Source organism: Enterobacter sp. ENT03 (genome assembly GCF_019218745.1).
In the GTDB taxonomy this organism is placed as follows: domain Bacteria; phylum Pseudomonadota; class Gammaproteobacteria; order Enterobacterales; family Enterobacteriaceae; genus Enterobacter_D.
On sequence record NZ_JAHUXA010000013.1, the window covers coordinates 15,530 to 30,051 of the forward strand.

The 14,522-nt window shown below is 52.1% G+C and carries 8 protein-coding genes; 3 read left to right on the forward strand and 5 right to left on the reverse strand.

What is annotated here, in order from left to right; translation table 11 throughout:
* Positions 1-195: 195 nt before the first annotated feature.
* Together rcsD and rcsB are read left to right on the forward strand one after the other, a co-directional pair.
* Entirely contained in the window at positions 196-2,862 is a 2,667-nt protein-coding gene (rcsD, locus tag KW828_RS15765; RefSeq protein WP_218337253.1) for a phosphotransferase RcsD, read from the forward strand.
* A gap of 17 nt (positions 2,863-2,879) precedes the next feature.
* Positions 2,880-3,533 (forward strand): response regulator transcription factor RcsB, encoded by a 654-nt coding sequence (rcsB, locus tag KW828_RS15770; RefSeq protein WP_072569170.1) that lies wholly within the window; start codon positions 2,880-2,882, stop codon positions 3,531-3,533.
* Positions 3,534-3,581: 48 nt separating this feature from the next.
* On the opposite strand, the gene rcsC is transcribed toward rcsB, so the two are convergent.
* The 4 genes from rcsC to KW828_RS15790 all read right to left on the reverse strand — a co-directional run bounded on the left by rcsC (position 3,582) and on the right by KW828_RS15790 (position 9,881).
* A complete protein-coding gene (gene rcsC, locus KW828_RS15775; protein ID WP_218337254.1) occupies positions 3,582-6,428 on the reverse strand; it encodes a two-component system sensor histidine kinase RcsC in 2,847 nt (948 codons plus the stop codon).
* 239 nt (positions 6,429-6,667) lie between these two features.
* Positions 6,668-7,648 (reverse strand): aldo/keto reductase, encoded by a 981-nt coding sequence (locus tag KW828_RS15780; RefSeq protein WP_218337255.1) that lies wholly within the window; start codon positions 7,646-7,648, stop codon positions 6,668-6,670.
* The gene (locus KW828_RS15785; protein ID WP_218337257.1) at positions 7,645-8,997 is read right to left on the reverse strand and encodes a 6-phospho-alpha-glucosidase; all 1,353 of its coding nucleotides are present in this window, start codon (positions 8,995-8,997) and stop codon (positions 7,645-7,647) included. Before KW828_RS15785 ends, KW828_RS15780 begins: the two co-directional genes overlap by 4 nt.
* Positions 8,998-9,182: 185 nt before the next feature.
* Positions 9,183-9,881, reverse strand: a complete 699-nt coding sequence (locus KW828_RS15790) for a GntR family transcriptional regulator (protein WP_218337259.1) — start codon at positions 9,879-9,881, stop codon at positions 9,183-9,185.
* A gap of 170 nt (positions 9,882-10,051) precedes the next feature.
* On the opposite strand from KW828_RS15790, the gene KW828_RS15795 reads away from it, so the two are divergent.
* Positions 10,052-11,641 carry a PTS transporter subunit EIIC gene (locus KW828_RS15795; protein ID WP_218337260.1) on the forward strand — a complete coding sequence of 530 codons (1,590 nt, stop codon included), beginning with the start codon at positions 10,052-10,054 and terminating at the stop codon, positions 11,639-11,641.
* A gap of 113 nt (positions 11,642-11,754) precedes the next feature.
* On the opposite strand, the gene gyrA is transcribed toward KW828_RS15795, so the two are convergent.
* Complete coding sequence (gyrA, locus tag KW828_RS15800) at positions 11,755-14,391, reverse strand: DNA topoisomerase (ATP-hydrolyzing) subunit A (protein ID WP_218337262.1); 2,637 nt, start codon at positions 14,389-14,391, stop codon at positions 11,755-11,757.
* Between the last annotated feature and the right edge of the window lie 131 nt (positions 14,392-14,522).

Genomic DNA, 14,522 nt, shown 5'->3' on the forward strand with positions numbered 1-14,522 from the left:
CCGCGACCTTTACCTGCACGAGAGTCTGGAAATTCATTCATTAGGCTTTATACTGCCTGCTGTACACTGCCGTGTAACATAACAACTACAAGCCCGACGCGCGCGCGAACGGCGCGGTAGTCACCTGTCTTAGTCTTACGAAAGGCGCTAAATGGCTTTTTCTTCGCGTGTTGTCATAACGGGTTACACACACTAATGAGTCGATCTGACACAATGATCCCTGGAAAATTTTCCCTGATACCGGGCAGCATTACCCGTTTCTTTCTTCTGTTGATCATCGTACTGCTGGTCACCATGGGCGTAATGGTGCAAAGCGCAGTAAATGCGTGGCTGAAGGATAAAAGCTATCAGGTAGTTGATATAACCCATGCCATGCATAAGCGTATCGACACCTGGCGCTATGCCACCTGGCAGATCTACGACAACATCGCCGCCGCTCCTGCGTTACCGGCGGATGGTCTGCAGGAAACCCGTTTAAAGCAGGATGTTTACTATCTGGAGAAGCCGCGGCGTAAAACGGAAGCGTTGATTTTCGGCTCCCATGACAGCACGACGCTGGAGATGACCCAGCGCATTTCAACCTATCTGGATACCCTCTGGGGCGCGGAAACCGTACCCTGGTCGATGTATTATCTGAACGGCCAGGACAACAGCATGATCCTGGTGTCGACGCTGCCGCTTAAAGATCTGTCGTCCGGCTTTAAAGAATCAACCATTGGCACTATTGTCGATGCCCGCCGCGCTGAAATGCTGCAACAGGCCAACGCCCTTGATGAACGCGAGAGCTTCTCGCCGTTACGTCGTCTGACCTGGCAGAACGGTCACTACTTCACGCTGCGCACCACCTTTAACCAGCCGGGGCATCTGGCGACAGTGGTCGCCTTTGATTTGCCGATTAACGATTTGATCCCGCCGGATATGGTGCTGGACAGTTTCCGTCTGGAAACCGATGCCTCGCAGAACACGCTGCGTACCTCAGATAAAGAGATGGCCGACAGCGCCTCGGTGAATTTCAACAGCTCGCAGATTGAGATCTCGTCGTCGCTCAACTCCACCGGCATGCGGCTGGTGTGGGAAGTGCCGTTTGGCACGCTGCTGCTGGATACGCTGCAAAACATTTTGCTGCCGCTGTTGCTGAATATTGGTCTGCTGGCGCTGGCGCTGTTTGGCTATACCACTTTCCGCCACCAGCCGGGGCGTCTGAGTGAAAATGCCGCCCTGCCCGGTGCGAACAATGAGCTGCGCATGCTGCGGGCCATTAATGAAGAGATTGTTTCAGTGCTGCCGTTGGGGCTGCTGGTGCACGATCAGGAAGCCAACCGCACGGTGATCAGCAATAAGATCGCCGACCATTTGCTGCCGCACCTGAATTTGCAGAACATCACCAGCATGGCCGATCAGCATCAGGGCGTCATCCAGGCAACGGTGAACAACGAACTCTACGAGATCCGTCAGTTCCGCAGCCAGGTGTCGCCACGCACGCAGATTTTTGTTATCCGCGATCAGGACCGTGAAGTGCTGGTTAATAAAAAGCTCAAACAGGCGCAGCGTCTGTATGAGAAAAACCAGCATGGCCGCGCCGCCTTTATGCAGCATATTGGCGAAGCGCTGACGCTGCCGGCGAAAAAGCTGGCGCAAGAGGCGGCGACGGTAAATAACGAAGAAGGTCAGAAGCTGGCGCAGCAGGCCGACCAACTGGTGCGGCTGGTGGACGAGATCCAGCTCGCTAACCAGCTGGAAAACGATGGCTGGAAGAGCGCGTCTACGCAGTTCTCCATTCAGGATCTGATCGATGAAGTGGTTCCGGCAGTATTGCCCATCGTGAAGCGCAAAGGGCTACAGTTGCTGATCAACAACCCTCTGCCGGCCAATGAACAACGTTACGGCGATCGTGAAGCATTACTGCGCATTCTGACCATGCTCATTCAGTATGCGGTGACCACGACGCAGATCGGTAAAATCACACTCGAAGTGGACGCCGATGAATCCGCAGGCGATCGCCTGACGTTCCGTATCCTGGATACGGGCGAAGGCGTCACGGCGAGCGAAGTGGACAATCTGCACTTCCCGTTCCTGAACGACACCCAGGAAGATCGCTTTGGCAAAGCCAATGCCCTCACCTTCTGGCTGTGCGATCAGTTAGCGCGGAAACTTGGCGGACATCTGAATATTAAAGCGCGTGAAAGTTTAGGAACACGCTATTCTTTACACGTTAAAATGGATGTACGCCCACAGGCAGAGGATGAAGAAGAGAAGTTACTGGATGATGTCGTCGCCATGATTGATATTACCTCCAGTGATATTCGTAATATCGTGGTACGCCAGCTGGAAAACTGGGGCGCAAGCTGCATTACTCCGGACGAACGCCTGGCGAGTCAAGAATATGATCTCTTTTTAACGGATAATCCGTCTAATCTTACTGCCGCGGGCTTGCTTTTAAGCGATGATGAGCCCGGCTCGCGTAAAATCGGCCCCGGTCAGTGGCGCGTGAACTTTAATATGAGTAATGCAATGCAGGAAGCGATATTGCAGCTCATTGAAGAGCAACTGGCACAGGAAGATGTTCCGGAGTCCCCGCACGGGGGCAACGAAAATGCCGAACTCCATGCCAGCGGCTATTATGCGCTGTTTGTTGATACAGTACCCGACGATGTTAAGAGGTTGTATACTGAATCGGCCGCACGCGACGTAGCAGCGCTGGCGCAGACGGCGCACCGCCTGAAAGGGGTGTTTGCCATGCTTAACCTGGTACCCGGCAAACAGTTATGTGAAACGCTGGAACATGTCATTCATGAGAACGATGTTCCAGGCATAGAAAAATACATCAGCGACATTGACGATTATGTCAAAAGCTTGCTGTAAGCAAGGTAGCCTTATACATGAACAATATGAACGTAATTATTGCCGATGACCATCCGATCGTACTGTTCGGTATTCGCAAATCACTCGAACAAATCGAGTGGGTGAATGTAGTCGGTGAATTTGAAGATTCCACACAGCTGATCAATAACCTCCCCAAGCTTGATGCCCATGTACTGATTACCGATCTTTCCATGCCAGGCGACAAGTACGGTGACGGGATCACCCTGATTAAATATATAAAGCGCCACTTCCCTAATCTGTCAGTGATTGTGCTGACCATGAATAACAACCCTGCTATTTTAAGCGCCGTACTGGAGCTGGACATTGAAGGGATTGTTTTGAAACAGGGCGCGCCAACCGATCTGCCAAAAGCGCTGGCGGCGTTGCAGAAAGGGAAGAAATTTACCCCGGAGAGCGTTTCCCGTCTGCTGGAGAAAATCAGCGCGGGTGGCTATGGCGATAAACGTCTGTCTCCGAAAGAGAGTGAAGTGCTGCGTCTGTTCGCAGAAGGTTTCCTGGTTACGGAAATCGCCAAGAAGCTGAACCGCAGCATCAAAACCATCAGTAGCCAGAAGAAGTCGGCGATGATGAAGCTGGGTGTGGAAAACGACATTGCCCTGCTCAACTACCTCTCGTCCGTGACCCTGAGCGCCGCGGATACCAAAGAGTAAATCCTTAATGACGTTACCCCGCCCGGCGAGGTAACGTCATATCCTGCTTTAGCCCCGCGCTTTTCTCACCCGTTCTGCATAGACCGCCAGCGTCTGCTGGATCACATCAAGCGTTACCGGTTTCGACAGACAGCTGTCCATCCCCGATTCCAGACAGCGTTGCTTCTCTTCCGCCAGCGCATTCGCCGTTACGCCAACGACCGGCAGCGTAAGCCCAAGTTGACGGATCCGTTGCGTCAGGCGATAGCCATCCATATTTGGCATGTTCACGTCGCTTAAAATAATGTCGATGTGGTTTTTGCTCAGCACATTGAGGGCATCAATCCCGTCGTTCGCGGTTTTGCACTGATAGCCCAGTGAACCGAGCTGATCCGCCAACAGGCGACGGTTAATCGGGTGGTCATCCACCACCAGGATCATCATGTCGTCATTGCTGGCGACCAGCGAATCCGGCAGCTGCAACGCGCGCGAAGCGTCATTGTTTTCTACGGTGATGCTGTAAATACGCGCCAGCAGTGCGATCAGCTCATGGGGCGAGGCGACGCTGTGCACCCACTGCCCCGCCGCCCGCTCCTGCGGAATACCGATATGGCGGCGGCAGAAGGTAATCGTGGCGCGGCCCGGCCACGGCGCATCCAGCTCATCGTCAGTGATTAAGGTGTCGTTCGCCCCCGGTGTCTGTCCGTCGTAACGCAGCACGCGGATACCATTGTGCGTCAGCAACGAATCCACAAATGCGCTCAAGGCTGCGTTGCGCACCGCCAGCCAGCAGGTGGTTTTCTTCAGGCCGTCCACGTCCAGCGGCTGCGCGGGCTGGGCGGCATAAAGCGGAATACGCACCGAGAACTGGCTACCCATGCCCTGCTCGGTATCAACCGAAATATCGCCGTCCATCATGCTGATCAGCTTCTCGCAAATCGCCAGCCCCAGGCCTGTCCCCTGGAAGTTACGCTGCACGCCGGTTCCCACCTGGAAGAAGGGATCGAACAGCTTCACCACTTCTTTACCCGGAATACCCACGCCGGTATCCCGCACCCGGATACGCAGATAATCCCCGGCGCGCTCGACATGCAAAATAATGCAGCCGACGTCGGTGAACTTGATGGCGTTGCTCAGCAGATTAGAGATCACCTGTTGCAGACGCATTGGATCCCCCTGCAACGCCACCGGCACGTCCGGCTCAATAAAGCAGTACAGGCCGAGCTGTTTACGCACCACCAGTGGCAGGTAATTGGCGGTGATATGGCTCATCAGCTCTCGCGGTGAAAACTCGCGCGGTTCGATTTTCAGCTGCTCCGATTCGATTTTGGAGAAGTCGAGAATATCGCTGATGATTTTTAAAAGCAGACTGGAAGAGTTATTCATCGCCGTCACCAGACGATCCACGCCCTTCGGCAGTTCTTTCGTTTGCAGCAGATCAAGGTTACCGATGATGCCGTACAGCGGCGTACGCAGCTCATGGCTCACCGTGGCGAGGAACATCGATTTCGACTGGCTGGCCTGCTCGGCCGCCTGCGCCATATCCTGCAACGACTCTTCCATTTTGACGCGCGCGCTGACGTCCACCAGCACGCAAATCGCCACGTTTTCGTTGCGATAGCGCGAATGGACGAAGCTGATCTGCAAATTGGTGTTGTTACTGGTCAGCACGTCAACAAAGTTAACCTGCTGCCCACAGATGATCTGCGTCAGCCGCTGCCGGTCCTCGTGAGTGAGCATATTGAGGTAGTTATGCGCCAGCTCGTTACTGAGGATATTGGTGCCGTCAATGGTGCGCAGGATACAGATGCCGACCGGCGCGGACGCGACAATCTTACGGTTAAACTGCTCATGCTCTTCCAGACGCTGGGCGTCCGCCTCGGCGGGAATAAAAATCCGCCGTTCATACATGCGCGCCAGGGTAAAGAGCGCAATACCCACCAGTACGTTCAGCAATACCGCGTTGAGGATCAGCATGCGCACGCGCTCCAGCACCAGATCGACCGGCACGGAGTAGATCACGCTCAGGGACGACGGCGGCAGACTCTTTTTCAGCACCAGTTCGCGGAAGCCGGAAGAGTAACCAAACCAGGCGCGCTCCTGTAGCCAGTCCGGATCAATTTCCACGCGGTTTTCCGCACCGGTGAGGGAAATCAGCGCATGACCGTTTTCATCGAGAATGGTGACGCCCACCGGCAACGTACCCGGCGTATAGAAATTATCCATACGGATAGTCTGCTCAGAACCCAGCAGCGCCTGCAGGCGGTTGCCCAGATAAACGGGTGTTAACGCATAAAAGTAGCCGATGCCCGGACGCGGGCCCTGGCTCATCCAGAAGATGTTATTGCCGCGTTCTTCCTGCGGGGCATTGCGGTATTTAAGAATGCGCTCATGGAGACTCTTCAGCGCCGTTTCGCGCTCCAGCGGCACGTTGCGCAGGCCGAAGTCCGCCATACACAGCGATTCATTGCCAATCAGGAAGACACGGTTGAGTTCATAAGCCGCCGAGAAATTATCCCGCCAGTAGCGCATAAACCACGCCAGTGATTCCAGCGAGCCGCGCCAGGTATTGCCCATGGCCGAGCAGTCGGAATCGGCAAACAGCGGCGCAAACTCCGGAACGTCATTGCGGGCGTTGGGTCCCCGCGACGCCATAATGCCGTTCTCAGCGGTAAGACGATTTTCGGCGATGTACTTAAGCTCTTTCATGACGTCTGAGGTGCGCTGTACGTAGCGTTGCGCCTGCTCAGAACTGAGATTAAGTTCTTTGCGAATTTCTGACTCTTTATTCTGCAAAGCGTTGACGATATAAAACACGGAACACAGGGCAATTAACAGCCAGAGCAGTAACGCCAGCGCCCGGAACAGGTATCGTGAAACTTTGAGAGTGGTGCGGAAAGAAACAAGGTATTTCAAGGGGGCGAAGCTCCGCCGCAGAATGTAAAAAGAATGTGGATAAAGTAGCGGTAAAAGCCCCGCGTCGCAATGTTCTCTCTGTGCTGGCGCACGTAAACACGCTGAGAAACAGTTTTCCAGCCTGTCGTGACGCATGAATTGCCCAAAAAAGGCCCGCCGGGGCCGGGAAGAATGTGTTCATCCCGCTAAACCGATAAATCCCAACGCCAGTCGGTTGGGATTTATTAGCCGGAACTGGCTTATTCCAGATGCCACTTTGCAACGATACTTTCGGCACGACGGAGCAGTTCGGCGCTGACAGACGCGTGTAGAGAGGCCGCGTTGTCACGAACTTGTGCAACAGTGTACGCCCCGGCGATCACAGGCCCGATCTCGTCCTGCGCCACCAGCCATTGGATGGCCAGATGCGTCAGTGAAACTCTGGCTTCAGCCGCAAGCGCTTTAAGATCTTCGACACAGTTGAAGTAAGGCTCGAACGCCTCGCCGTTGAGCTTAGGGTTATTCCGCCGGTCATCGTTTTCGTCCCAGTTACCTGCGCGATCTAACGTCCCCGTTAGCAGACCTTGCATTAAGGGTGAGTAAGGCAAGTACTTGATACCGTGTTTTTTACAAAACGGTAGCGCCTCGTCGCGGGCGCGGTATTGCAAAGGAATAGTGTGGTAATGCTCAGGATTTTGCTCAAGCAGATTGTACAAGCCCTGGAAAGTCGCCACCTCTGTACCAGCCATCATTTCGCGCGTCATTTCCAGAGAGTAGTTTGAGACCCCGACATGACGGATTTTACCTTGCGTCTTTAATTCAGCCAGAGCCGCCGCCGTTTCACCGACTGGCGTATTCGGATCGGGCCAGTGTACCTGGTACAAATCAATATAATCCGTTTTCAGCCGCATTAAGGAGTCATCAATCTCCTTAAATATGCTCGCTTTACTTAAGTCTTTACGCGTTTTTTTGCGCAGATCCTGCGACCAGGGCAGACCACACTTGGTGGCGATAATCACCTCATGGCGTTTTTCATGTTGCAACGCTTTGCCCAGCACCGTTTCGGCATGGCCTTTGCCATAAACAGGGGCTACGTCAAAAAAGTTAATCCCCCCGTCAATTGCCGCTTTAATGGCACGAATCGACTCGTCGTCCGTAACATTATTCCATGTCCCACCGATAGCCCAGCAGCCAAAACCTACTGCAGAGGCGTTGAGATCTTTAATGTGCTTGATTTTCATAGCGCAACGTCCTGTTTTTTAAGCGCTGGCCAGTAGCCTTTATTCGCCTCAATCATTTCATCAAGGATTTGCTTTGCGACTTTCGCCGATGGAATGGTTTTGTTCAGCGTGAATGCCTGAAGCGCTTTGTCATAAGAGCCTTCAAGCGCCGCATCCACCAGGCATTTCTCCGACATGAGCTGTTGTTGAAGCATTCCCAGGTAGAAGTGCGATATTTCGCCGACCTGAATTGGATACACTTTATCGTGGCCAAGGAGCGCAGGAACTTCGACCATCGCATCGTCTGGCAGTCCTTTGATCAGCCCATTATTGGGGATAATAACCAGCCATTTTTGCCGCAGGTCGTAAGCCATTGACATCGCCACATCGGCAATAAATTCACCGTGCACGCCGACATGGAATTTATCTTCGACCTTACCGTCGGCCAGTTTAATTTGCTCGATCATATCGAACATTTTCTTCTCGCGACTTTCCATCACCTCATTGGCACGCGTGTGATCCGGGTTGGATTGCGCAACAATCGCATCAGCCATCAGGTAGTACTGCAGGTAGGTGTTGGGGATGTATTCCGGGAACATCTGCATCAAGGGCTGAGTATTCTTGAAGGTTTTGATCCACGAAGGCTCTGAGTGGCACGCGTTTTCAACCTCCTGCTCAGTCAGCATTCCAAACTTCTGGATATGCGCCCGTAACTGGGGAATTTTTTCTTCGCCGTTGACTTTAATTGAGGTGAACCAACCGTAGTGGTTAAGCCCAAAATACTCCACATCCAGTTCATAACGGTTTACGCCCAGAATATTGGACAGGTTACGCTGGATAGCTACCGGCATATCACAAATATTCAGTACGCGCGCATTTGGCCGCAGGCGGTTGACGGCATCCGCAACGATAGCCGCCGGGTTGGAATAATTCAGCATCCAGCATGTCGCTTTCGCAAAGCGTTCCATATAGTCAATTAACGCGATCATCGGAAAGATCGTGCGCATGCCATAAGCCAGCCCACCCGCCCCACAGGTTTCCTGACCCACGCATCCATGGCGCAGCGGGATTTTTTCGTCAAATTCACGCATTTTGTACTGACCCACGCGAATTTGAGCAAAAACAAAATCAGCCTGTGAAAAGGCGACTTCTGGTTCGGTTGTGACGATTAATTTCACCTGGGGAGCGTGGGTTTTGACCACGTAATCGACCAAAACCGCCACCTTATTCTGGCGCGCTTTATCAATGTCATACAGGCGAATTTCCGCAACGGGAAAGTCTGCGCCTTTCATAAGCAGTGCTTTCACAATACCTGCGGTATATGTTGAGCCGCCGCCTGCAATTGCAATAATTTGTGCTTGTTTGTTCATAGCCATCCTCAATCCATTCGAGATAAACCAGTAATATCAAAGGTCATCTTCTTTATAACCTTTGGTAAATTGGTTGCATCGTATCGATACCAGACGGCATGACAAATAGTCGAAATAGATTCTGTGATCCTTCACTGGTTATTTTTAAAATAGGTTATATATCCCGTCAAAATATAATACTACTTTCAGCGCGGAAGATAGATTGCTAATTTATGCGCATCAGGATGAAACCAGGCTTCGGTAAAGTCAAAACGCCGCCCATCGACCAAATTGGAAACCGATCGTAAATTCATAACAGGGTAGGTTTTCTCCATGTTCAGCATTTTCATAATCACTGTATCGGGTTCAACTGCGGTAAATTCCTGACGGCTTCCCTGAATTTTCATCCCCTTATCGCGCTCAACATAATCAAACTTGGATTTCTCCAGAGTTGAAATATTTAAGTCCGTGAATAAAAAAACAGGCATGTAGCTGTCTTCAACAATATGGGGTTTGTCATCGACATATTTCACCCGCCGGATATAGTAAAGCGGCTCGCCTTCCGGCAGCTCAAGCATCTTGTGAACCGAGACATTGTTTGTCATCAAGCTGAACTGAAAGACTTTGTATTTCACAGTCTTATTACAGCCAACCAGAATTTCAGTCGTGCCAGCCAGACCGCGCATTTCGTGGGAATATTGCTTGCCCCGGACATAGGTGCCAGAGCCACGGCGCTTTTCCACCAGATTGAGTTTTACTAGCCCCTCGACGGCGGTTCGGATGGTGATCCTGCTAACGTTATATTCCTCGATGAGCTTTTTCTCTGTCGGCAGCGCTGCGCCAATCTCATAGACACCGGTATTAATCTTTTCTTTAAGATCGTCCATGATTTTTATATATAACATGCTCTCCTCGCTTAATTGGTCATATTTTTATTATGATAACATGACGTATTTAATGAAAATAGATCATAAATCACAAAACAAACCTCTTAAAGTTGTCATGTTAAGATAAAAGAATAAAGTGGCAGAATAAATCCAGTAATATTCACTGATTATTTTTATGGAACAAAAATATGAATAAACAAGCTGTAACCGCTTACCTGAGCGATTTATCACGTGCGATGCTGGCGCCCATTTATGTCCTTCCCATGGTAGGTCTGGCGATTGCTATCGGTGCGGCGGTCACCAATCCCTCCATTGTTAGTTTCATCCCTTTTTTTGATAACGCCTTTTTTGCCGGAGCGGGAAAGATTTTAAAATGGGGAACGCTTTCTGTCCTGATAAATTTACATATTATCTTCGCCGTCGGTCTCTCGATGGGCTTAGCAAAAAAAGATAAGCACTTAGCCGGTTTTAACGCGCTGATTTTGTACTTTGTTTATCTTTACTCAATGAATACTTACATGAGTATCAACGGCCTTTTAATTCAGGGCGAACTAAGAGGCACCGGTCAAAGTAATGTGCTGGGTTTACAGGTCGTCGATACGGGAATTTTCGTTGGCATGCTGCTCGGCATCCTCAACGCAGCGGTGCATAACAAATACAGTCAAAAAGTCATTCAGGGAGCGTTAGCGCTATACGGTGAATCTCGTCTCGTCTTACTGATCATGATCCCGGTCGCCATGTTCCTGAGCATTGCTTTCACGCATATCTGGCCTCCAGTGCAACACGCCATTCAGGACGCAGGCTCCCACATCATGGGATCAGGTCACATCGGTGTTGGCATTTATGGCTTTCTGGAACGTATTCTTATTCCTACCGGCCTCCACCATTTATTGTGGATCCCGCTTCATTTCACTGAAGTCGGCAGCTGCGCTGACGTCTCGGGTCAGACTTATTGCGGCATTGAAAACATCTTCCTGGCAGAAATGACAGACCCTACGATTACCCGTCTTTCCAGCACGGTGGTTTATGATGCCCGCTCGCTGGTTAAAATATTCGGGTTAACGGGGGCTGCACTGGCGATGTATCACTGTGCTGATGAGTCCAAAAAATCTCATGTTAAAGCTATCCTGGTTCCTGCCGTGGCCTCTTCAATACTCGTTGGGGTAACAGAACCCATCGAATTTTCTTTCCTGTTCGTTGCACCACTTCTTTTTGTTGTTCATGCCATCCTCTGCGGTGCATTTATGTTACTGGTCTCTGTCTTTGATATTGTCACCATCGGTAAAGGCGGCCTGATTGACCTGATTATGTACAACATCCCGCTCGGCGTGGCGAAGACCGACTGGCCTTACTATTTGCTGCTCGGCGTTGCTCAATGTGCGACGTATTATGTTGTTTTCCGTCTTTTGATAATGAAGCTGAACCTGAAAACGCTGGGCCGTGGTGACGCTGAAATGAAATTGCATACGAAAGCAGATTACAAAGCGAAAAAAGCGGCTGAACCCGTTGTCGCCACTATTAATAACGTGATGGGTAAATATAACTCGGCAGCCATTATTAAAGGCCTGGGAGGCAAAGAGAACATCGTTGATGTGCAGAACTGCTATACCCGCCTACGGGTAGAAATTCGGCATCCAGAACGGGTTGATGAATCTATTATTCAGGAAGCGAATCCGCTGGGGCTGGTGCGCAATGGGCAGAACATACAAATCATCTTCGGAAGTCATGTTGCGTTAGTGCGGCAAGAGGTTAATGACGTGCTGGCCATGTTGAATTAATCGTTGTCCGTTAGTTGCACAGCCTTTAGCGTTCGAGGGATCCTCACCTCACCCTTATGGCAATAAAAAAGGGAGGCTAAGCCTCCCTTCTGCACCATAGTCAAAGTGCCATATTATTCTTCAGCGTCGTCCGCGACATCATCATCGGTATCCGCTTCCGGCACGATTTCATCGTCGCCTTCCGCTGCACTGCCGTCGATGGCGTCCAGATCTTCTTCATCCACCGGTTCAGCCACACGTTGCAGACCCACCACGTTCTCGTCTTCCGCCGTACGGATGAGGATCACGCCCTGGGTGTTACGACCCACAATGCTCACCTCAGACACGCGCGTACGCACCAGCGTACCGGCATCAGTGATCATCATGATCTGATCGCTGTCGGCAACCTGCACCGCACCCACCACGGAGCCGTTACGCTCGGTGACTTTGATGGAGATAACGCCCTGCGTACCACGGGACTTGGTCGGGTATTCCGTTTCCGCCGTACGTTTACCGTAGCCGTTCTGGGTGACGGTCAGAATAGCGCCCTCACCTTTAGGTACGATAAGCGACACGACTTTGTCTTCACCGGCCAGCTTGATACCGCGCACGCCGGTCGCGGTACGACCCATGGCGCGGACGGCGTTCTCTTTAAAGCGCACCACTTTACCGGCGGCAGAGAACAGCATGACTTCGTCAGATCCGGATGTCAGGTCAACGCCAATCAGCTCGTCGCCTTCGTTCAGGTTCACCGCGATGATGCCGGCAGAACGCGGACGGCTGAATTCGGTCAGCGCCGTTTTCTTCACGGTACCGCTGGCGGTCGCCATAAAGACGTTCACGCCCTCTTCGTACTCGCGTACCGGCAGAATAGCGGTGATACGTTCGTTCGCTTCCAGCGGCAGCAGGTTGACGATAGGACGTCCACGCGCGCCACGGCTCGCTTCCGGCAGCTGGTACACTTTCATCCAGTACAGACGGCCACGGCTGGAGAAGCAGAGGATGGTGTCGTGGGTGTTCGCCACCAGCAGACGATCGATAAAGTCTTCTTCTTTAATACGGGCAGCCGACTTGCCTTTACCACCACGACGTTGCGCTTCGTAATCCGTCAGCGGCTGATACTTCACGTAGCCCTGGTGAGACAGGGTGACGACCACGTCTTCCTGGCTGATCAGATCTTCGATGTTGATATCGGCGGTGTTCGCGGTGATTTCGGTGCGACGCGCATCGCCAAACTGTTCACGAACCAGTTCCAGCTCTTCGCGGATCACTTCCATCAGACGATCGGCGCTGCCCAGAATGCGCAGCAGTTCAGCGATCTGTTCCAGCAGTTCTTTGTATTCGTCGAGCAGTTTTTCATGCTCAAGACCGGTCAGTTTCTGCAGACGCAGATCCAGAATCGCCTGGGCCTGCTGTTCAGTCAGATAGTACTGACCGTCACGCACGCCGAATTCTGGCTCCAGCCACTCAGGACGCGCAGCGTCATCGCCCGCACGTTCCAGCATGGCAGAGACGTTGCCCAGTTCCCAGGAGCGCGCCACCAGACCGGCTTTCGCTTCGGCCGGGGTCGGCGCACGGCGGATAAGCTCGATAATCGGATCGATGTTCGCCAGCGCAATCGCCAGCGCTTCAAGAATGTGCGCACGGTCGCGGGCTTTACGCAGTTCGAAAATGGTACGACGCGTCACCACTTCACGGCGGTGACGCACGAACGCAGAAAGTATATCTTTCAGGTTCATGATCTTCGGCTGACCATGGTGCAGTGCCACCATGTTAATACCGAAGGACACCTGCATCTGGGTCTGCGAATAGAGGTTGTTCAGTACCACTTCGCCCACGGCATCGCGTTTGATCTCAATGACAATGCGCATACCGTCTTTGTCGGACTCGTCGCGCAGGCCGCTGATACCTTCCAGACGTTTTTCTTTTACCAGCTCGGCGATTTTCTCGATCAGGCGCGCTTTGTTCACCTGATACGGAATTTCGTGCACGATAATGGTTTCGCGACCGGTTTTCGCATCGGCTTCTACTTCCGCGCGGGCGCGAATGTAGATTTTGCCGCGACCGGTACGATAGGCCTCTTCAATACCACGACGGCCATTAATAATGGCGGACGTCGGGAAGTCAGGCCCTGGGATGTGCTCCATCAGGCCTTCGATGCTGATATTTTCATCGTCGATATAGGCCAGACAGCCGTTGATCACTTCCGTCAGGTTGTGCGGCGGAATGTTGGTCGCCATACCTACGGCGATACCGGATGCCCCGTTGACCAGCAGGTTGGGGATTTTGGTGGGCATAACGTCCGGAATTCTTTCCGTGCCGTCATAGTTGTCCACAAAATCGACGGTTTCTTTTTCCAGATCGGCCATCAGTTCGTGGGCGATCTTCGACATACGGATTTCCGTATAACGCATCGCAGCGGCGGAGTCGCCGTCTACCGAACCGAAGTTACCCTGGCCGTCGACCAGCATGTAACGTAAGGAGAATGGCTGCGCCATACGAACGATAGTGTCATATACCGCGGTATCACCATGAGGATGGTATTTACCGATGACATCACCGACGACACGGGCAGATTTTTTGTAGGCTTTATTCCAGTCATTGCCCAATACGTTCATGGCGTATAGTACGCGACGGTGAACCGGTTTTAAGCCATCGCGGACATCCGGCAGCGCACGGCCAACAATGACCGACATCGCATAGTCCAGATAGGAGCTCTTCAGCTCTTCCTCGATGTTAACCGGTGTAATTTCTCTCGCAAGGTCGCTCATGTAACCGCTATCCCTCTACTGTATCCCGGATTCAAAGGTCGCAAATTATAACACAGTCAATGTGTCAGGGGTAAACCAATACCGTTTATTCACGCCCGCGGCCTGATATACTCCACGGTCTTGTTGATAAA